At 73.9% G+C, this 18,741-nt stretch carries 19 protein-coding genes; 12 read left to right on the top strand and 7 right to left on the bottom strand.

Annotated elements, in window-relative coordinates; all coding sequences use genetic code 11:
- The first annotated feature begins 8 nt into the window (after positions 1-8).
- Entirely contained in the window at positions 9-779 is a 771-nt protein-coding gene (locus OC439_RS11420; protein WP_262013384.1) for a hypothetical protein, read from the top strand.
- A gap of 8 nt (positions 780-787) precedes the next feature.
- Here OC439_RS11420 and disA read toward each other — a convergent pair whose 3' ends face one another.
- The 4 genes from disA to OC439_RS11400 all read right to left on the bottom strand — a co-directional run bounded on the left by disA (position 788) and on the right by OC439_RS11400 (position 5,375).
- A complete protein-coding gene (gene disA, locus OC439_RS11415; RefSeq protein WP_262013383.1) occupies positions 788-1,978 on the bottom strand; it encodes a DNA integrity scanning diadenylate cyclase DisA in 1,191 nt (396 codons plus the stop codon).
- Positions 1,979-2,097: 119 nt separating this feature from the next.
- Positions 2,098-3,549: a DNA repair protein RadA gene (gene radA / locus OC439_RS11410; RefSeq protein ID WP_410054908.1), complete on the bottom strand. Its 1,452-nt coding sequence runs from the start codon at positions 3,547-3,549 to the stop codon at positions 2,098-2,100.
- A 101-nt stretch (positions 3,550-3,650) separates the two neighbouring features.
- Complete coding sequence (locus tag OC439_RS11405) at positions 3,651-4,403, bottom strand: hypothetical protein (protein ID WP_262013381.1); 753 nt, start codon at positions 4,401-4,403, stop codon at positions 3,651-3,653.
- A gap of 141 nt (positions 4,404-4,544) precedes the next feature.
- Positions 4,545-5,375: a UbiA family prenyltransferase gene (locus OC439_RS11400; protein ID WP_262013380.1), complete on the bottom strand. Its 831-nt coding sequence runs from the start codon at positions 5,373-5,375 to the stop codon at positions 4,545-4,547.
- A 45-nt stretch (positions 5,376-5,420) separates the two neighbouring features.
- On the opposite strand from OC439_RS11400, the gene OC439_RS11395 reads away from it, so the two are divergent.
- Genes OC439_RS11395 through OC439_RS11380 form a run of 4 tightly spaced genes read left to right on the top strand, consistent with a single transcriptional unit; the run spans position 5,421 to position 9,120 of the window.
- On the top strand, positions 5,421-6,179 hold the full coding sequence (locus tag OC439_RS11395; RefSeq protein ID WP_262013379.1) for a methyltransferase domain-containing protein: 759 nt from the start codon (positions 5,421-5,423) through the stop codon (positions 6,177-6,179).
- A 41-nt stretch (positions 6,180-6,220) separates the two neighbouring features.
- Positions 6,221-7,387, top strand: a complete 1,167-nt coding sequence (locus OC439_RS11390; protein ID WP_262013378.1) for an acyl-CoA dehydrogenase family protein — start codon at positions 6,221-6,223, stop codon at positions 7,385-7,387.
- Positions 7,388-7,425: 38 nt separating this feature from the next.
- Positions 7,426-8,478 carry a type III polyketide synthase gene (locus tag OC439_RS11385; protein WP_262013377.1) on the top strand — a complete coding sequence of 351 codons (1,053 nt, stop codon included), beginning with the start codon at positions 7,426-7,428 and terminating at the stop codon, positions 8,476-8,478.
- Positions 8,479-8,517: 39 nt separating this feature from the next.
- Positions 8,518-9,120, top strand: coding sequence for a hypothetical protein (locus tag OC439_RS11380; protein WP_262013376.1), 603 nt, complete (start codon positions 8,518-8,520; stop codon positions 9,118-9,120).
- 18 nt (positions 9,121-9,138) lie between these two features.
- Here the strand turns inward: OC439_RS11380 and OC439_RS11375 are convergent, their stop codons facing one another.
- The gene (locus tag OC439_RS11375) at positions 9,139-9,834 is read right to left on the bottom strand and encodes a hypothetical protein (RefSeq protein ID WP_262013375.1); all 696 of its coding nucleotides are present in this window, start codon (positions 9,832-9,834) and stop codon (positions 9,139-9,141) included.
- Positions 9,835-10,162: 328 nt separating this feature from the next.
- Here OC439_RS11375 and OC439_RS11370 point away from each other — a divergent pair, with 328 nt between their 5' ends.
- The 3 genes from OC439_RS11370 to ispF all read left to right on the top strand — a co-directional run bounded on the left by OC439_RS11370 (position 10,163) and on the right by ispF (position 12,267).
- A complete protein-coding gene (locus OC439_RS11370) occupies positions 10,163-10,648 on the top strand; it encodes a CarD family transcriptional regulator (protein WP_013288937.1) in 486 nt (161 codons plus the stop codon).
- A gap of 53 nt (positions 10,649-10,701) precedes the next feature.
- Positions 10,702-11,397: a 2-C-methyl-D-erythritol 4-phosphate cytidylyltransferase gene (gene ispD, locus OC439_RS11365; RefSeq protein ID WP_262013374.1), complete on the top strand. Its 696-nt coding sequence runs from the start codon at positions 10,702-10,704 to the stop codon at positions 11,395-11,397.
- A 387-nt stretch (positions 11,398-11,784) separates the two neighbouring features.
- Positions 11,785-12,267, top strand: a complete 483-nt coding sequence (gene ispF / locus OC439_RS11360) for a 2-C-methyl-D-erythritol 2,4-cyclodiphosphate synthase (protein ID WP_262013373.1) — start codon at positions 11,785-11,787, stop codon at positions 12,265-12,267.
- 38 nt (positions 12,268-12,305) lie between these two features.
- Here the strand turns inward: ispF and OC439_RS11355 are convergent, their stop codons facing one another.
- On the bottom strand, positions 12,306-12,836 hold the full coding sequence (locus OC439_RS11355; RefSeq protein ID WP_262013372.1) for a hypothetical protein: 531 nt from the start codon (positions 12,834-12,836) through the stop codon (positions 12,306-12,308).
- 174 nt (positions 12,837-13,010) lie between these two features.
- On the opposite strand from OC439_RS11355, the gene OC439_RS11350 reads away from it, so the two are divergent.
- From OC439_RS11350 to OC439_RS11340, 3 genes are read left to right on the top strand one after another with little or no spacing between them, the layout of a single operon-like run.
- Positions 13,011-14,363, top strand: a complete 1,353-nt coding sequence (locus OC439_RS11350; RefSeq protein ID WP_262013371.1) for a BTAD domain-containing putative transcriptional regulator — start codon at positions 13,011-13,013, stop codon at positions 14,361-14,363.
- Between the two features lie 50 nt (positions 14,364-14,413).
- Positions 14,414-15,421, top strand: a complete 1,008-nt coding sequence (locus OC439_RS11345) for a tetratricopeptide repeat protein (RefSeq protein WP_262013370.1) — start codon at positions 14,414-14,416, stop codon at positions 15,419-15,421.
- A 45-nt stretch (positions 15,422-15,466) separates the two neighbouring features.
- Positions 15,467-16,507 carry an NAD(P)-dependent alcohol dehydrogenase gene (locus OC439_RS11340; RefSeq protein ID WP_262013369.1) on the top strand — a complete coding sequence of 347 codons (1,041 nt, stop codon included), beginning with the start codon at positions 15,467-15,469 and terminating at the stop codon, positions 16,505-16,507.
- 55 nt (positions 16,508-16,562) lie between these two features.
- Here the strand turns inward: OC439_RS11340 and OC439_RS11335 are convergent, their stop codons facing one another.
- Positions 16,563-17,729, bottom strand: coding sequence for a homogentisate 1,2-dioxygenase (locus tag OC439_RS11335; protein WP_262013368.1), 1,167 nt, complete (start codon positions 17,727-17,729; stop codon positions 16,563-16,565).
- A 94-nt stretch (positions 17,730-17,823) separates the two neighbouring features.
- Here OC439_RS11335 and OC439_RS11330 point away from each other — a divergent pair, with 94 nt between their 5' ends.
- Positions 17,824-18,690 (top strand): hypothetical protein, encoded by an 867-nt coding sequence (locus OC439_RS11330; RefSeq protein WP_262013367.1) that lies wholly within the window; start codon positions 17,824-17,826, stop codon positions 18,688-18,690.
- The last annotated feature ends 51 nt before the right edge of the window (positions 18,691-18,741 follow it).

Genomic DNA, 18,741 nt, shown 5'->3' with positions numbered 1-18,741 from the left:
GGCGCATCATGCGTCTGACGGTCGGCCCCCTGCCCCCTGCCGTGTACTGGCGGCGTCGTGCCGTCGTGCTCGGAGCGGGGCTGCTCTTCCTGATTGTCCTGTTGTATTCCTGCACCGGTACGGACCGCAACACCGGCGCGCCGGGCACCGACCCGTCGCCGACCGGTTCCGCCGGGGCGCAGCCCGACCCGTCCGGCTCGGTGCTCACCCCGCAGTCGGGCAGTCCGTCACCGACGGCGGGTGACGCCGGTGGCGGTGGCGCGAACAACGGCGGCACCGGACCCGGCGGTACCGGCGACGGCGGCGGGAACACCGGCGGGGGTGGGAACGACGGGGGCGGGACCGGCAACGGCGGCGCGACCGGTCAGCCGGTCTCCGACGACGGCACCTGCACCGACTCCGAGCTGCTGGTGACCCCGGTGGCGGTTCCTGCCACCGCCCAGCGGGGCACTGTGGTCACGCTGCGCCTCAAGGTCAAGAACGTGTCGAACCGTACGTGCAGCCGGGACGTCGGCGCCGACCTCCAGGAGCTGTACGTCAAGTCGGGCGCGGAGAAGATCTGGTCGTCGGACACCTGCGGCACCGGCAAGGGCTCGGACGTTCAGTCGTTCACGCCGAACTTCGAGCGCTCCTACGAGCTGGGCTGGAACGGCCGGCTGGACAACAAGTGCGCGAACGGGCTGGCGAGCGGTGAGTTCGCCGCGATCGGCGCGTACCAGGTGTTCGCCCGGGTCGGCACCAAGATCAGCGAGCCGGTGAAGCTGACCGTCACCGGCTGAGCGGTCGGTCAGACGTACCGTTCGAGGATGCTGGCCTCGGCGAGCCGGGACAGGCCCTCGCGGACGCCGCGGGCGCGGGCGTCGCCCACGCCCTCGACCGCCTGGAGGTCTTCCACGGTCGCGCCGAGCAGCCGCTGAAGGCTGCCGAAGTGCACCACCAGCCGGTCGACCACGGCGACCGGCAGCCGGGGTACCTTCGCCAGCAGGCGGAACCCGCGCGGGCTGACCGCCGCGTCGAGCGCGTCGGAGGCGGACGGGTAGCCGATCGCCTTCGCCACCGCCACGAGGTCGATGAGCTCGGTGGCGCTGAGCAGGTCGAGTTCGACGAGCGCCTCGTCGAGCGTGCGCGACTTGCGGCCGGTCGGCAGGTAGTCGCGGATGACGAGGGTGCGGTCGGCGTCCACGCCGGCCATCAGCTCGTCGAGCTGAAGGGCCAGCAGACGGCCGTCGGTGCCCAGCTCCACCACGTAGCCGGCGATCTCGTCGGCGATCCGCCGGACCATCTCCAGCCGCTGCACCACCGCCACCGCGTCGCGGACGGTGACCAGATCCTCGATCTCAAGCGCGGAGAGCGTGCCGGAGACCTCGTCCAGCCGCAGCTTGTAGCGCTCCAGCGTGGCGAGCGCCTGGTTGGCGCGGGACAGGATGGCCGCCGAGTCGTCCAGCACGTGCCGCTGGCCGTTGACGTAGAGGCTGATGATCCGCATCGACTGGCTGACCGAGATGACCGGATAGCCGGTCTGCCGGGCCACCCGCTCGGCGGTGCGGTGCCGGGTGCCGGACTCCTCGGTGGGGATGGACGGGTCGGGCATCAGGTGTGCGCCGGCCTGCACGATCCGGGTGCCGTCGCTGGACAGCACCACAGCGCCATCCATCTTGCACAGCTCCCGGACCCGGGTGGCGGAGAACTCCACGTCCATCGGGAAGCCGCCGGTGCAGATCTGCTCGACCACCTTGTCGTAGCCGAGCACGATCAGCGCGCCGGTGCGGCCGCGCAGGATCCGTTCCAGGCCGTCCCGCAGGGCGGTGCCCGGAGCCATCAGGGCGAGGTTGGCGCGCAGCGGATCGGCGCCGGCCCCGGTGCCGACGCTTCCGTTGACGCTCACGCTGATGGCACGAGCGGGGTTGCCGGTCACGGCGCCGGTACGGGCGTGCGGCGTCGCCGTTGCGGGCTTGGTGGCATCGCGGTCGATCGGCACGGGCACAGTCTACGGACTGCCATGCGGTGGGTGCTCTCGTGGTTACTGTGATGTGTCACGATGCCCGGCTCGGGCGGGTCGGTGCGGCCTGCGTGGCCTGCCCGGAAACGCCCACCGTGTCACTCCGCCGACGCGCGTGCGGCCGCCTGGAGGGCGGCCCGCACGTCGGTGACCTCGATCACCCGCATGTTCTCCGGCCCGGCGCCGCTGCTCTCGGGCCCGCACCCGGGCGGTACGAGGGCCAGCCGGAAGCCGAGCCGGGCGGCCTCGGCCAGCCGGCGGGGTACCGCGCCGACCCGGCGGACCTCACCGGTCAGGCCCACCTCGCCGATCGCCACCAGGTGCGGGTTGAGCGCCAGGTTGAGCCCGCCGGAGGCGACAGCGAGCGCCACCGCCAGGTCGGCTGCCGGCTCCACCACCCGGATGCCGCCGACGGTGGCGGCGAAGACCTCCCGGTCGTGCAGCGTGAGCCGATCGGTGCGGCGCTGGAGCACCGCGAGGACCATCGCGAGCCGGGCGCTGTCGAGGCCGGAGACGGTACGCCGCGGCGAGCCGGCGACGGTGGCGCCGATCAGTGCCTGCACCTCGGTCACCAGCGCCCGGCGCCCCTCCATCGCCACCGTCACGCAGGTGCCCGGCACCGGTTCGGAGTAGCGGGTCAGGAACAGGCCGGACGGGTCGGCCAGGCTGCTGATGCCGCCCTCGTGCATCTCGAAGCAGCCCACCTCGTCGGCCGCGCCGAAGCGGTTCTTCACGCCGCGCACCATGCGCAGCGAGGAGTGCTTGTCGCCCTCGAAGTGCAGCACCACGTCGACCAGGTGCTCCAGCACCCGGGGGCCGGCCACCTGGCCGTCCTTGGTGACGTGCCCGACCAGCACGGTGGCGATGCCGCGCTCCTTGGCGACCGCGACGAGGGCGGCGGTGACCGCGCGGACCTGGGTGACGCCGCCGGGCACGCCCTCGGTGCCGGTGGTCGAGATGGTCTGCACCGAGTCGAGCACCAGCAGGCCCGGCTTGACCGCGTCGAGGTGGCCGAGCACCGCCGACAGGTCGCTCTCGGCGGCCAGGTAGAGCTGGTCGTGCAGGGCGCCCATCCGCTCGGCGCGCAGCCGCACCTGGCTGACCGACTCCTCGCCGCTGACCACCAGCGACGGGCTGCCGGCCCCGGCCGCCCACTGCTGGGCCACGTCGAGCAGCAGCGTCGACTTGCCCACGCCGGGCTCACCGGCGAGCAGCACCACCGCGCCGGGGACCAGCCCGCCGCCGAGCACCCGGTCGAGCTCGCTCACGCCGGTGGGACGCGCACGGGCGGGCGCGGCGCTGATCGTGGCGATCGGCCGGGCCGGCTCGGCCGGCATCCGCGAGCTGACCACCCGGCCGGAGACCATCGGGCCGGTGACGGTGCACTCGACCACCGAGCCCCATTCGCCGCACTCGGGGCACCGGCCCACCCACTTCGGGGGCTGGTGGCCGCAGGCGTCGCACTCGTAGGCCGGTCGGGGTTCGCGGGTCGCGGCGCGACCGCGGCCGGCGCCGGCACGGGAGGGGGTCGATCGGGGCGAGGTCACCACCGGACGCTAACCGGTCCGTACGACGAAAGCCCACCCGAAACGGCGACACCGCCGGCGTGGCGCTGGCCCACGGCGGCGGTGCCGACGGAAGGAGGGAGAGGTCAGTGGCCGCCCTCGGCGCCGCCGTCCTCACCGGCGTGCTCACGCGGGTTCACGATCTTCGACGGCGTGGCCTCCGCGGTCAGCGGGATGCCGATCGGCGCCGGGGTCTTGACGACCCTGCCGTCGCCGAAGTCGAAGGTCAGGTTGACCTGCTGGCCGACGAGCACCTTCTCGTTCAGGCCGACGAGCTGGAGGAACCGCGGGTTGCCGGCGTTGAGCTGGGCGTAGCTGAGCGCCGGGATCTCGATCCGGGCCGGCTGACCGGCGGGCGCGGACTCGCTCTCGCTCGGCGACGGGCTGGCCGACGGCGACCCGGTCACCTCCAGCGACTGGCTCGGCGACGCGCTCGGGTCGGACGCGGTCGGCGAGGTGGTGACCGGCTCGGTGGGCGAACCCGTCGGGGTGGCCGCGCCGCTCTCGCCCGCGCCGGAACCGGTGAGCACGATCTCCCGCGCGCTGTCGGTCGTGACCGTCACGGTCACCGGCTTCTCGCTGTCGTTGTAGATCACCACGTTGACCGGCGCGTTCGACCCGGCCTCGTAGCCCTTCGGGCCCGGGAACTGCACGTAGAGCCCGCGCACCTTGAAGAGGTTGTCGGAGGTCTGGACGTTGACGCCCTGTACCGACGGGATCTTGTTGGCGGTCTCGGAAATCTGCCCGGCGCCGCACCCGGACAGCAGCAGGCTCGCCGCCGCCGCCGTGCCGGCCAGCAGCAGGGCCGGCCCCCGGGAACCCCTGATCGAGCGCGTCACGTCGGTCCTCCTCGTCACGATCCCCGCCCGGTCGACCACCGGGCACGGGGTGGCCATACCCGCGCAGACCGCGCTCCAGGGTAGTTGGAGCTGATCGAGGCCCGCACGCGGACCCGGCAATACCACCTCGGGAGGGACCGCTCAGACCACCCGGCCGCTCGTCACCAGCAGCACCACATCGATCAGCGCCACCACCAGCACCGCCCGGAAGGCGGTCGCCGAGCGTCCGGCGGCCGCGCGTCCCGCGTACCAGCCGACCGCCGGCACGGCCACGGCGGCGGCGACCGCCGACAGGCCGGCCCACGACGGCGGCCCGGGCGGGCCGAGGACCAGCGCGACGGTGGCCGCGAGCAGCAGCCCGGCGGCGGCCAGCCGGCTGCCCACCGGCCCGAGCCGGTGCGGCAGGCCGTGCACCCCGGTCCGGGCGTCGTCGGCCAGGTCCGGCAGCACGTTCGCGAAGTGCGCGCCGGCGCCGAGCAGCGCGGCGGCGGCCACCAGCCACGCCGGGGGCATCGGCGAGCCGGGCAGCGCCAGCACCACGAACGCGGGCAGCGCGCCGAACGAGACCGCGTAGGGCAGCACCGACACCGGCGTCGACTTCAGCGGCCGGTTGTAGAGCAGCGCGGAGACCAGGCCCAGCGTGGCGCAGCCCGCCGCGGCCGGGCCGCCGGCCAGCGCGAGCACCGGCACGGCGACGGCGGCCACCGCGGTGGCCGCGGCCAGCGCCGGCCGGGCGACCTCGCCGGTGGTCACCGGTTTGTCGGTACGCCCCACCGCGGCGTCCCGGTCGGCGTCGATGAGATCGTTGCTCCACCCGACGGCGAGCTGGCTGGCCAGCACCGTCAACGCCACCGCGGCGACACCCGCCGCGGAGTGCCCGGCACCGGCGGCGAGCAGCGCGGCGACCACTGTGACCGCCGCCGCGGGCTCCGGATGGCTCGCCCTGACCAGCCCTAACACCCGCGTCGACATAAGAGAAGTCTGGTCGTTACCGGTCAGTCGTGCCACGCTCGACGCATGCCCGACGCGTCGCCGGTGTCCACTCCGTACCGGGTGCTGCCGCCGAACGACCCCCGGCAGTACGACGACCTGGCCGGCGAGTGGTGGCGGCCGGACGGCGCGTTCGCGATGCTGCACTGGCTGGCCCGGGCCCGGGCGGCGCTGGTACCGGCGGCGTCCACGCCGGACGATCTGCTCGTCGACCTGGGCTGCGGCGCCGGGCTGCTGGCGCCGCACCTGGCCGGCAAGGGCTACCACCACGTCGGGGTGGACCTGACCCGCTCCGCGCTCGACCAGGCCGCCGCGCACGGCGTGACGGTGGTCCGGGCCGACGCCACGGCGGTGCCGCTGGCCGACGGCTGCGCGGCGGTGGTCTCCGCCGGTGAGCTGCTGGAACACGTACCGGACTGGCGGCGGGCGGTAGCCGAGGCGTGCCGGCTGCTGCGCCCGGGTGGCCTGCTGGTGCTGGACACGCTCAACGACACGTTGCTGGCGCGGCTCGTCGCCGTGGAACTGGGCGAACGGCTGCCCACGGTGCCGCGCGGCATCCACGATCCGCGGTTGTTCGTCGACGCCCGCGCACTGGTCGCCGAGTGCGCCCGGCACGGCGTGTCGCTGACGGTGCGCGGGGTCCGCCCGCAGTTGGGCGGCACGCTTGCCTGGCTGCTGCGCCGTATGCGCGGCGGCGCCGACCGTCCGGGCAGGACCGAACCGCGCATCGTGCCGACCCGGTCGACAGCGGTGCTGTACCAGGGCTGGGGGCGCCGGGGCGGGTAGCCGGGGCCGCCCGGGGTAAAGGACGCCGAGAAGGGGGCGACATGACTGTGCACGCGCTGGAGGCGGCCCGCCGGTTGGCGCCGCGACTGGCCGCCCGCGCGGCCGAGCACGACCGCGACGGCTCGTTCCCCGTGGACGACTTCGCGGACCTGCGGGAAGCAGGGCTGTTCGGCCTGATGGTGCCCCCCGAGCTGGGCGGTACGGGCGCGAGTTTCGCCGAGTACGCCGCCGTCGCCACCGAACTGGCCCGGGGCAACGGCGCCACAGCGCTGGTGTTCAACATGCACGCCTCGGTCACCGGGGCGCTGGGCGCGGTCACCGAGGAACTGGCCGAGGCGCTCGGCGTACCGGACGAGGCCCTGGCGGCGCGGGACCGGCTGCTGCGCGCGGCTGCGGACGGCGCCTGGTACGCGGTGGCGATGAGCGAACGTGGCGCCGGCGCCCGGTTGTCGCAGCTCAGCACCGTCTACGAGCCGGTCGGCGGCGGCTGGCACATCAAGGGCAGCAAGACGTTCTGCTCCGGCGCCGGGCACCCGGACGGCTACCTGGTGGCCGCCCGCAGCGCCGCCGACCAGTCCGTGGTGTCGCAGTTCCTGATCCCGGCCGGGGACGGGATCACCGTCGAGCCCACCTGGGACTCGCTCGGCATGCGGGCCACCTCCTCGCACGACGTGCACCTGGACGTGACGGTCCCGGCCGACCGGCTGCTCGGCGGCGTCGAAGGGCTGGCCCTGGTCGTCGCCCAGCTCATGCCGCACTGGCTGGTGGCGAGCTACGCGGCGGTCTACGTCGGCGTGGCCCGGGCCGCCGTCGACGCGGCGGCCGAGCACCTCAACGCCCGCAACCTCGCCGGGCTGCCCGCGGTGCGGGCCCGCCTGGGCCGGGCCGACGCGGCCACCGCCGCCGCCGAACTGGTGGTCGCCGAGGCGGCCCGCCGGGTCGACGAGGCGCCCGGCGACGCCGAGACGAACCGCTGGGTGTGGCGGGCCAAGCTGCTGGCGGGCACCACCGCCGCCGAGGTCGCGGCCTCCATGCTGGAGGCGGCTGGTACGTCGGCGACCCGGCGCGGGCATCCGCTGGAGCGGCTCTACCGGGACGCCCGCTGCGGCTCGCTGCATCCGGCCACGTCCGACGTGTGCGCCGACTGGCTCGGCATCGCCGCGCTGGGCGGCGACCCGGACCGGGACAGCGCGCTCCCTCGTTGGTGACCAGGGTTGGTGCGAGAGATGAGGGAGGGGTGGGGGACGTGGGCATGCCGGTGATAGCGGGTCTGGGTACGGCGCAACCGCCGGCCGCGATGCAGGACGAACTGTGGACGGGCTTCTTCGCGAAGCACTTCCAGGGGAACACCAGGGCGCTGGCCGAGCGGATCTTCGCGAACTCGGGCGTCACCCGGCGGCAGGCGGCGGTCAACCCGCTGCTGGAGGACGTCTCGGAGTGGCCGACCGAGCGCCGGATGCGCCGCTACCAGGTCGAGGCGCTGCCGCTGGGCAAGGAGGCGGTCAGCCGGGCACTCACCGCCGCCGGCCTGGACGCCTCCGACGTCGGGCTGTTCATCGTCTGCTCCTGCACCGGGTACGCCACCCCGGGGCTGGACATCCTGCTCGCCCGGGACCTGGGCATGTCCCCGAGCACCCAGCGCATGTTCGTCGGGCACATGGGCTGCTACGCGGCCCTGCCCGGGCTGGGCGCGGCGAGCGACTTCGTCACCGCCCGCGGGCGGCCCGCGCTGCTGCTCTGTGCGGAGCTGACCAGCCTGCACATCCAGCCGCCGGGTGCCCGGGTGGACACCCAGCAGATCGTCTCCCACGCGCTGTTCTCGGACGCCGCGGTCGCCGCCGTGGTCGTCCCCGGCGGCCGGGGGTACGCGCTGCGTGAGGTCACCTCGGTCACCGACACCTCCACCGCGGACCACATGACCTGGGACGTCACCGACACCGGTTTCCGGATGGGGCTGTCGCCGAAGGTGCCGCAGGTCCTGTCCCGGCACGTGCAAAAACTGGTCGACGACCTGCTGGCGCGGCACGGGTGCGAGCGCTCCGACGTGGACGGCTGGGCGGTGCACCCGGGCGGGCCGCGGATCCTCAACGTGGTGGAGCGTGAGCTGGCCCTGCCGCCGGATGGCCTCGCCGCGTCCCGGGGGACGCTCGCCGAGCACGGCAACTGCTCGTCCCCGACCGTGCTGCTGATCCTGGACCGGCTGTGGCGTACGGAGCCGTCGCCGCCGCGCTGGGTGGTGATGCTCGCGTTCGGACCGGGCCTGACGCTCTACGCGGTGCTGCTGGAACGGGTGGGCTGACGGCTCGCCCCGCCCGGGCCGCGCGGATACGCTGCCGTCATGGCCTCCGACGAGCGGGACGGGCGGGTACCGCTGACCGTCCTGACCGTTCTGGCACTGGTGGCCGGCGCGGCCTGGTGGCGGGCGGCGGCACCGGAGCCGGGTGCGGCCACTGCCGTGCCGGCGCCGCCCGCGAGCGCCGAACCCACCGCCCGCACCTGGCGGGTCGACCCGTCGACAGGCGACGCCTGGCCGGCACGACCGGGGCGCGACCCGACGCCCAGGGCACTCCGTGGGCCGGCCACGGCACCGGACCGGTCGGTGGTGCTCCGGGTCGAGGAGGACGGCACCTCGCATGTGCTCCAGGTGTCGCACGTGGTGTGGCGGGAGACGTCCGACCTGACGCCGGACGGGCCGCCCGTCGTGCGGCAGGTGAACCCCTCGCGGGGCGACGACTACCGGCTGACGGTGAGCTGCTCCGGGGACGGGGCGGTCGCCGTGCAGCTCTCCGGTACCGGGTCCGGTGACGCGCGTCGGTTCCTCCGGTGCGGCGGGCGGCTGGAGCTGCCCTTGCTGGGCGGCACCGGCGCGCCGGTGCTGGTGCGGTTCACCGGAGTACGCGGCCGGGCCGAGCTGGACGCCCGGCTCGAAGCGCTCTACTGACCGCCGTCGCGCCGGCCGTCAGTTGCCCAGCCGGGCCAGGTCGGCGCCGTAGTCCGACAGCGGGCCCAGCTCCGGCACCACCCGGATCAGCGAGCCCTGCCGGTCCACGAGCAGCGCGGCGGCGGTGCCGGGATGGGCGGACAGGTGCAGGTAGGAGCGCAGGCCGCCGGCCGGGTCGCCGAGCGGGCGTACCCCGGGGACGCTCGCGGGTCCGGCGCTGCGGCCCTCGGTCACGGTGACCACCGTGACGCCGGGCGGCGCGGCGCGCGCCGCGGTGCCGACCTGCTCGGCGCAGGCGCAGGCGTCGACGAGGATGATCATGGCGGGCAGCAGGCTGCGCAGCGGTACCGGTGTGTCGTCGGCGCCGACCAGGTCCAGCGCGGGCAGTGGGCCGACCGGTTGCGGCGCGGTGGTGGAGCGGGGGAGCACCGTCGGCGCGCCGGACCGCGTGGTGGTACGCGGCCAGGTGACGGCGGCCAGCCCGGCGAGTGTGACGAGCACCGACACGAGCAGGATCAGCACCGGCAGCCCGAGGCGGGCCGGAACGGTACGCCGGCCGGAGCCCTGCCGCGCGCGGCGCAACTCCCGGCGGACCTGCCGGGCCTCGTCGGCGAGCGCCGAGGCGTCGTCCGGGACGACCACCCGGCCCCACTCCGGAGGCAGGCCGGGCAGCCCGTCCGGCGGCCCCTGGCCGTCAGCGTCAGGCACGCCCATCGGACCCCCAGGAACGTCTCGGTGAGCGGACGTCACGTCCCTCACCAGCGTCCCGCACCGACCGCCGTAACGCCACACCTGGGCGCGGACGGAGTTGCGGAGCTACCATGGAAGGAGCGCATTGCCCTAGATCTGGACGCTCCCGTCACCCCTTACCGGGTTGTCACGTGTTCCTCACGGAGCGTGTCGAAAGCATCGGTTTGACCGCCTGTCAAGCTGAAGAAATACCTCTCACAGGGCCCCTGAGCTGCGCCAACGATCAGGACAGCGGTGAGACATCGGTGCCTGAGCGTGTTACCCTAGACACAGCGAAAGGGGTTTCGAACCTATGGTTTTCAGTGTCGGCGAGACCGTTGTTTACCCCCACCACGGGGCCGCACTCATCGAGGCAATCGAGACTCGGGTCATCAAGGGCGAGCCCAGGGAATACCTCGTCCTGAGGGTCGCACAGGGTGACCTGACGGTCCGGGTGCCCGCCGAGAACGCCGAGATCGTGGGTGTGCGCGAGGTGGTCGGCGAAGAGGGCCTGGGCAAGGTCTTCGACGTGCTCCGTGCACCGCACACCGAGGAGCCGACCAACTGGTCGCGGCGTTACAAGGCGAATCTGGAGAAGCTGGCCTCCGGAAACCCGCTGAAGGTGGCCGAGGTCGTCCGCGACCTGTGGCGCCGGGAGCGGGAGCGGGGCCTGTCGGCGGGCGAGAAGCGGATGCTCGCCAAGGCTCGTGACATCCTCGTCGGCGAGGTCGCGCTGGCGGAGAAGAGCACCAAGGACGAGGCCGAGACGCTGCTCGACAAGGTGCTGACCGAGGCCTGATCCACGCCTCTGCCTCTACCCACCCCGCAGCGAACGAATCCGAGGACCGCGACGTGACCGCGCAGCTCAATCCGCGCGGTGACGTCGCGGTCCTCGTTCCTGCGGCAGGTGCCGGGGTACGCCTCGGACCCGGCGCCCCGAAGGCACTCCGGCTGCTCGCCGGTGAGCCGCTGCTGGTGCACGCGGTCCGCCGGATCGCCGCCGCACCCTCCGTGCACACGATCGTGGTGGCCGCACCGGCGACCGAGGTCGAGGCGGTACGCGCGATGCTCGCCCCCGTGGCCCCGGTGACTGTGGTGCCCGGTGGCGCCGAACGCCAGGAGTCGGTGGCGGCGGCCCTCGCCGCGGTTCCCGCCGGTCCGGAGATCGTCCTCGTGCACGACGCGGCCCGCGCACTCACCCCGCCCCACCTGGTCGAGTCGGTGGCCGCGGCGGTCCGCGACGGGCACGACGCGGTGATCCCGGTACTGCCGGTGGTCGACACGATCAAGGAGGTCGACGCGACCGAGCGGGTGCTCGGGACCGTCGACAGGTCCGCGTTGCGGGCGGTGCAGACGCCGCAGGGCTTCCGCCGGTCGGTGCTGACCGCGGCCCACCGGTCGGCGGGTGACGCGCTGACCGACGACGCCGGCCTGGTCGAGAAGCAGGGGATCCCGGTGACCTGCGTGCCCGGCTCCGAGCTGGCCCTGAAGATCACCCGCCCGTTCGACATGGCCCTGGCCGAACACCTCCTGACCACAGGCGCCTGACGCCGCCCGCCCGCGGTCCCGTTCGCGGCTTCGAGATCTTGGTACGAACTGGCCCCCATAGGGGCCGTTTCCTACCAAGATTTACTCGTATCCCGGGGTCTGGAACGTGGATCCCACTTTTCGGTCGATGGTTGACCGGTGCGCTGGGGCGCGCCCGTGTTCGAGAGCTGGGCGGCGTCGGGCAGAGCGACGCTCCACTCGTACAGCCCACAGGCTTGCTTCATGGCCACGGCGGTAGCCAGCTGGAGACGTGCGATCTTCTGCCGCGCCGACCGTAAGAAGGAGCCCCAGGCGCTTGCACGAGGCAGAGGCGACACCGGGGCGTACGGCAACCGAAGCCAACCACAGCCCGGGCCGCAGTCAAGGCGCGACGCGTACCCTCTGGTCATGATCGTTCCTCGGGTGGCTGTCGGCACCGACGTGCACGCGTTCGCGGCCGGGCGGCCCTGCTGGGTCGCGGGTCTGCACTGGCCGGACCAGGACGGCCTGGCCGGGCACTCCGACGCCGACGTGGCGGCGCACGCCGCCTGCAACGCCCTGCTCTCCGCCGCCGGGCTCGGTGACCTGGGCGCGAACTTCGGCGTGGACCAGCCGGAATGGGCCGGCGCGTCCGGGGTGGCGCTGCTGACCGAGAGCGCGCGCCGGGTACGGACGGCGGGCTTCCAGATCGGCAACGTGTCGGTGCAGGTCGTCGGCAACCGTCCCAAGATCGGGCCGCGCCGGGAGGAGGCGCAGCGGGTGCTCTCCGAGGCGGTGGGCGCGCCGGTGACCGTCTCCGCGGCCACCACCGACGGGCTGGGCTTCACCGGGCGCGGGGAGGGGCTGGCCGGGATCGCGGTGGCCCTGGTCTACGAGGCTCCGGCCGGCTGACGCGGTGACCGGGGACGCCGGTCACCGCGTCCACCCGATCAGTCGACGTCGGTGCAGACGTTGTGGGTGGTGCCGTGGAGCATCGTGATGGTCTTGTCGTAGGTGGGGGAGAACTCCACCCGGAACCGGCCGTCGACGATCCACAGCCCCTTCGGCAGCGTGCCGGCGTTCTCCCGGAAGCCGAGCAGCACCGGCCCGGTCACGTACCAGGTCATGGAGCCGTCGGTGCGGTAGACGACGAGGGCGGTGCCGCTCGCGTCCGCCGTCGAGGTGGCGCCGGTCTCCAGGTTCGTCACCCGGTTGATCAGAGCGCCGGTGAACAACTCCCGCTTCGGCGCGCCGTCCGGGTATGTCTCGATCGTCAGCTTCCGCACCTCGTCCACGATCGGCTCGACCCGTACCGCGAACTCGCATCGCGCGCCGGCGGGCATCTCGAACGGCGCCTGGGGCGCCGGCTCCCAGGCACCCGGGGCGGGATGCCGCCCCGGCGCGGCGGACGCCGACCCCGGTAGGGCCGCGACCACCGCCACCACGACGCTCGCCACCGCGATACTCATCCTGAACCGCATGTTCCACTCCATCCCTCGCTGGTCCGGGCGGCGAGCATCGCCGGGCCCGCTCACCACCGGCTCACCGCGTCGAGCGGCGGGCGTCGCGCGGGCGGACCCGGCCGGCCGGGTTCCTCACCATGCGATCACCGCCGGGCGACAACCCCGGGCCGGTACCGGGTCGTCCTGTTCGGTATGGAGTTCCGCCTGCTCGGGCCGTTCGAGGCCCGCCACGACGGCCGGCCGGTCGAGGTCGGCAGCCGGCGCCAGGAGCGTTGCCTGCTCGGGGTGCTGCTGCTCGACGTGGGCCGGGTGGTGCCGACCGACCGCCTCATCGACCTGCTCTGGAACGGCCGGCCGCCGCCCACGGCCCGCAGCGCGGTGCAGACGTACATCGGGCGGCTGCGGGGCTCGCTCAACCCGTACGGGGTGCGGATCAGTACCCGGGGTGAGGGCTACGTGGTGGAGGAGGACGGGCACCGGGTCGACGTCGACGAGTTCGCCGACCTGGTACGGGCGGCCGGGCGGACCGCCGATCCCGCCGAGCGGGTGCGGTCGCTCGACCGGGCGCTCGCCCTGTGGCGCGGGCCGTTGCTCGACGACGCGGCGGACGACGAGCTGCGGGACCGGCTGCACGGCACGGTCGAGGAACTTCGCCTCGTCGCCGTGGAACTACGGGCCGAGGCGCAGCTCGCGCTGGGCCGGCACACAGGGGCCATCGCCGACCTGATGCCGCTGGCCGCCCAGCACCCGACGCGGGAACACCTCGTGGCGGTCCTGATGACCGCCCTGTACCGGGGCGACCGGCGGGCCGACGCGCTGCGCCTCTACCGCGCCACCCGGGACCTGCTCGCGGCCGACTTCGGCGTCGAGCCGGGGCCCCGGCTCCGGGAGGTGCAGCGCCGGGTGCTCGCGGGCGACGACCGGCTGGACCGGGCCGCCCGGCCGATGCACGAGATCCGGGTCGGCGACGAGAGCCTGCCGTGGAGCGTGGGCGGCCACCCGGCCCTGGACTTCTGCAACACGCTCGCCGGGTGGGGGCACGAGCCGCCGTTGCCCGGCGCCGAGTGGCTGCGCGGCTACCGCACCCTCGCCGTCTGGGCCGGCCATGTCGGGCTGGTGGACGAGGTTTCGACGAACCGCCTGCTGCACCTCGCGCGCCGTGACCCGGCAGCGGCGGAGGCGGTGCTCGACGAGGCCCGGACGCTCCGCGCCGCGCTCTACGCCGGCCTGGTCGACCCGGACGACGGCCCGGCCTTCGAGACCGTCGCGCGGGCCGCCGAGGCCGCCGCTCGTACGCTCGTCTTCCGGCGCGAGGCGGACGGACGCGGCAGGTGGTGGCCGGACCTGGCGGCCGGGCTGCGGCTGCCGGTGCACGCCGCCGCGTTCAGCGGCGCGCAGCTGCTCGCCGATCCGGCCCGGTTCACGGTGCGGGTCTGCCCGGACCGGCGGTGCGGGTGGCTGTTCCTGGACGAGAGCGGACTGCGCCGGTGGTGCAGCCTGGGGACGTGCGGCGGCCGGGCGGGCGCGTCCTGCCGGAGTGCCTGACGCCGGGCACCCTCGGCGCGCGGTGGGGCCGGGCGGATACGCTCGCCGGGATGCCGAGTGACGCCGCCCCCGACCAGTCCGCCGCCGACGGTTACCTGCAACGCGCCCACCTGCTCGCCGAGCTGGGACGCTACGACGAGGGAATCGGCGAACTCACCGCGCTGATCGCGACCGAGCCGGCGCACGTGCCAGCGTTGACCATGCTGGCCCGGATGCACCTGGCCGCCGGCCGCCCGGCCGAGGCGCTCGCCGCCACCGAGGCCGCCGTCGAGAAGGCGACCGCCGGTCCCGAGGCGGTACCGGCGCTCGTGGCGCGCGGGTTCGCCCTCCTCGACCTCGAACACTGGAAGCCCGCCGCGGCCACCGCCGACGAGATCCTGGCGCGTGCGCCGGGCGACGCGTACGCGCAGCGCAGTGCCGCCGCCATCCTCTCGGCGTCGCGCAACGGGCAGGCGGCGCTGGACGCGGCGTGGCGCGGGGTGGAGCTGGCCCCGGAGGAGCCGGAGGCGCACCTCGTGCTCGGCCTCGTCGCGGTGCGGTTGCAGCTGTTCGACCTGGCCGAGCGGGCCTACCGGGAGGCGCTGCGGCTGGACCCGGAGCTGGGCGACGCGGGGCAGGACGTGGGCGTGGCCCGGCTGGAACGCCGCCGGTACGCCGAGACGCTGGAACACCTGACCGCGCTGGCGGACCTGCCGGTGGCGCGCCCCGACCCGGTGCGGACCGTGGACGACGGCATCCGGCGGCTCCTGCTGTCGGTGGCCGGCTGGTCGCTGCTCGCGAGCGTGCTGGTCGCCGCGCTGGCCCCGGCCTCGTCCGGCGCGTCCCGGCTGTTCGCGGTGCTGGCGGTGGCCGGGACGGCGGTGCTGCTGCGTCGCCCGGCGACGTGGCGGCCCGGCCTGCGGGAAGCGATGTCACGCGGCCTGGTCGTGCCGGTCTACGCGGCCGCCGCCGCGGTGCTGCTGCTGCTCGTGTACGCGCTGGTCGGCGGCCCGTTGCCGCTGGTCGGGGCGATCACCGCGTCCGTGGTGGCCGGATTCACCGCGTTCGCTCGCCGGTGAGAGGGTAGGAGGACCGGAAACACCGGCTGAAGGAAGCGGGAACCAGTGCTCACCGTCAACGCCTACGCGGCGACGTCCGCGACCGAACCGCTCGCCCCGACCACCGTCGAGCGGCGCGATCTCGGACCGGACGACGTTCTCATCGACATCAAGTTCTCCGGCATCTGCCACTCCGACATCCACACCGCGCGCAGCGAGTGGGGCCCGACGCGCTACCCGATCGTGGTGGGTCACGAGATCGCGGGCGTGGTGCGCGAGGTCGGGTCCGCGGTCACCAAGTTCGCCGTCGGCGACCGCGTGGGCGTCGGCTGCCTGGTCGACTCCTGCCGGGAGTGCGACAACTGCCGTAAGGGGCTGGAGCAGTACTGCCTGAAGGGCAGCACCGGCACGTACGGCGGGGTGGGCCGGGACGGCAAGCCGACCCAGGGCGGCTACTCGCAGGCCATCGTGGTCACCGAGGACTTCGTGCTGCGCATCCCGGACGGCCTCGAGTTGGACGCCGCAGCGCCGCTGCTCTGCGCCGGCATCACCACGTACTCGCCGCTGCGGCACTGGAACGCCGGGCCGGGCCGGCGGGTGGCGGTGATCGGCATGGGCGGTCTCGGCCACATGGCCGTGAAGCTGGCCCACGCGATGGGCGCCGAGGTGACTGTGCTGTCCCAGTCGCTGAAGAAGCGGGAGGACGGGCTGCGGCTCGGCGCCGACCACTACTACGCGACAGCCGACGAGGACACGTTCACCGAACTGGCCGGCTCGTTCGACCTGATCATCAACACGGTGAGCGCGACCCTCGACATGGACGCGTACCTGCGGCTGCTCGCGGTGGACGGGACGCTGGTCAACGTGGGCGCGCCGGAGAAGCCGCTGTCGGTGCACGCGTTCTCGCTGATCCCGGCCCGGCGGTCGTTCGCCGGGTCGAGCATCGGCGGCATCGCCGAGACCCAGGAGATGCTCGACTTCTGCGCCGAGCACGGGCTGGGCGCCGAGATCGAGGTGATCGGAGCCGACAAGATCAACGATGCGTACGAGCGGGTGCTCGCGTCCGACGTGCGCTACCGCTTCGTCATCGACGCGTCCACGTTCTGACGACCGTGTGCGAAGGGGCCGCGTCCGTGCCGGGCGCGGCCCCTTCTCGCGTACATCAGGACTTGCGTGCCCAGGTCCAGGCGTAGCCGTCGTCCTCGCAGGCGGCGGCCGCGTCGCAGAGGTCCAGCGGGCGGAACGTGTCCACCATGACCGCCAGCTCGTCGAAGAACTCCGCCCCGATCGACCGCTCGGCCGCGCCCGGCTGCGGGCCGTGGGTGAAGCCGGACGGGTGCAGCGAGATCGAGCCCTGCTCGATGCCGGAGCCGCGCCGGGCCTCGTAGTTGCCGCCGGTGTAGAACAGCATCTCGTCGGAGTCGACGTTGTGGTGGTTGTACGGCACCGGGATGGCGGCCGGGTGGTAGTCCACCTTGCGCGGCACGAACGAGCAGATCACGAAGTTCGGGCCCTGGAACGTCTGGTGCACCGGCGGCGGCTGGTGGATCCGCCCGGTGATCGGCTCGAAGTCGTGGATGGAGAACGCCCACGGGTACATGTGCCCGTCCCAGCCGACCACGTCGAACGGGTGGTTGGCGTAGACGTACTTCGTCCACCCACGCCTGTGCCTGACCAGCACCTCCACCTCCTCGCCGTCGACGAGCAGCGGGGTGTCCGGTCCCCGGACGTCGCGCTCGCAGTAGGGCGCGTGCTCCAGGAACTGCCCGCGTACGGAGAGGTAGCGCTTGGGCGGCCCGATGTGGCCGGACGCCTCGACGGCGAGCAGCCGGGTCGGTTCGTCGCCGGTGGGTACGAGGCGGTGGATGGTCGAGGTGGGGATGACGACGTAGTCGCCGGCGACCGCGTCGAGCACGCCGAACGGCGACTCGACCCGCATCGACCCGGCCTCCAGGTAGAGGCAGTGGTCGCCGGTGGCGTCGCGGAACAGCGGCGACGGCCGGTCGGCGAGCACGTACGCGATCCGTACGTCGTCGTTGGCGAGCAGGTACTGCCGGCCGAGCACCGGGTCCGCGCCGGTGCCGTCGAGCTTGTGCGTGCGCAGGTGGCGCGGCTTGAGCGGCAGGTTCGGCACGCGGGTGACTGTGGGCGGGGCGTACTCCTCGGCGGCAAGGATCGCGGTCGGCGCGTACCGGTGGTAGAGCAGCGACGAGTCGGAGGAGAAGCCCTCCTGGCCGACCAGTTCCTCCGCGTAGAGCGTGCCGTCGGGCTGGCGGAACTGGGTGTGGCGCTTGCGCGGCACGTCGCCGACGCTGCGGTAGTACGGCATCTCGCCTCCCGATATGTCCCGTTCTCCGGCCGGTGGCGTCCGATAATCGGACGCTGTTGTCCGTTCCTCGTAGCGTCCCGTACATTCTTGTCTCGTGTCAACGCAGGTGCCCCGCCTCCTCTCCGGCCTGGTGGACGACGCCGCGGTCTTCCCGCCCGGCAACGCCCCGCTGCCCGACGCGGTGACCGCGCACCGCACCCACCGCACCGCCTGGTACGCGGACATGGTCGGCCCGCTGCTGCTGCCCGCCTCGGAGATCCAGCGCGGGTCGCTGAGCGGCCTGGTGGACCCGGCCGAGGGCCTGGTCATCGGGCTGATCGGCGACACCGGCCTGGATCAGCTCCCGCAGGCACTGGACGCGCTCGCGCCCGACGGGGTGACCGCCCGGCAGATCGAGGCGCCGGTCGCCAAGCGCGGCGAGGATCCGCAACCCGGGCTGTCCGAGCTGATGACGCTCGCCGGCCGGCTCGACGGCACCGCCGTGTACGCCGAGATCCCGCTGACCTTCGGCCTGATGGGCGCGCTCGACACGCTCGCCGAGGCACGCGCCGCCGGGCTGTCGGTGGCCGCCAAGTTCCGCACCGGCGGGCTCGCCGCCGAGCTGTTCCCCACCCCGGCCGAGCTGGCCGCGGTGATCTGCGCCTGCCGCGACCGGAAGCTGCCGTTCAAGCTCACCGCCGGGCTGCACCACGCGATCCGGCACCGCGACCCGGAGACCGGCTTCAACCACCACGGTTTCGTTAACGTGCTCGGCGCGACGCTCGCCGCCGTCGGGGGCGCAGAGGTGGACGGCGTGGCCGAGCTGCTCGCCGCCACCGACCCGGTACGCGTGGTCGAGCCGGCCCGGGCGCACCGCGACGCCGAGCGCCCGCTCTGGGTCGGGTACGGCTCGTGCAGCATCTCCGAACCACTTACCGATCTGATCCGGCTGGGGCTGGTGAACGGAGGCTACGAGGCATGAGCGAACGCACCGAGCGGAGCGAGGGCCGTGAGGGCATGCCCAGTAAGCACG

Origin of the sequence: Micromonospora sp. Mcm103, from assembly GCF_024519755.1 — a bacterium.
GTDB classification, from domain to species: Bacteria; Actinomycetota; Actinomycetes; order Mycobacteriales; family Micromonosporaceae; genus Micromonospora; species Micromonospora aurantiaca.
Note: the sequence above shows the minus strand (reverse complement) of the source record. Positions and strands in the feature narration are given on the sequence as shown.

Coding starts and splice junctions, on each gene's coding strand:
- OC439_RS11380 (WP_262013376.1), top strand. CDS start 8,518: ATGGCCTCCGACGAGCGGGACGGGCGGGTACCGCTGACCGTCCTGACC.
- OC439_RS11335 (WP_262013368.1), bottom strand. CDS start 17,729: ATGCCGTACTACCGCAGCGTCGGCGACGTGCCGCGCAAGCGCCACACC.
- OC439_RS11420 (WP_262013384.1), top strand. CDS start 9: ATGCGTCTGACGGTCGGCCCCCTGCCCCCTGCCGTGTACTGGCGGCGT.
- OC439_RS11370 (WP_013288937.1), top strand. CDS start 10,163: ATGGTTTTCAGTGTCGGCGAGACCGTTGTTTACCCCCACCACGGGGCC.
- OC439_RS11350 (WP_262013371.1), top strand. CDS start 13,011: ATGGAGTTCCGCCTGCTCGGGCCGTTCGAGGCCCGCCACGACGGCCGG.
- ispF (WP_262013373.1), top strand. CDS start 11,785: ATGATCGTTCCTCGGGTGGCTGTCGGCACCGACGTGCACGCGTTCGCG.
- OC439_RS11395 (WP_262013379.1), top strand. CDS start 5,421: ATGCCCGACGCGTCGCCGGTGTCCACTCCGTACCGGGTGCTGCCGCCG.
- OC439_RS11400 (WP_262013380.1), bottom strand. CDS start 5,375: ATGTCGACGCGGGTGTTAGGGCTGGTCAGGGCGAGCCATCCGGAGCCC.
- OC439_RS11355 (WP_262013372.1), bottom strand. CDS start 12,836: ATGCGGTTCAGGATGAGTATCGCGGTGGCGAGCGTCGTGGTGGCGGTG.
- OC439_RS11375 (WP_262013375.1), bottom strand. CDS start 9,834: ATGGGCGTGCCTGACGCTGACGGCCAGGGGCCGCCGGACGGGCTGCCC.
- OC439_RS11390 (WP_262013378.1), top strand. CDS start 6,221: ATGACTGTGCACGCGCTGGAGGCGGCCCGCCGGTTGGCGCCGCGACTG.
- OC439_RS11345 (WP_262013370.1), top strand. CDS start 14,414: ATGCCGAGTGACGCCGCCCCCGACCAGTCCGCCGCCGACGGTTACCTG.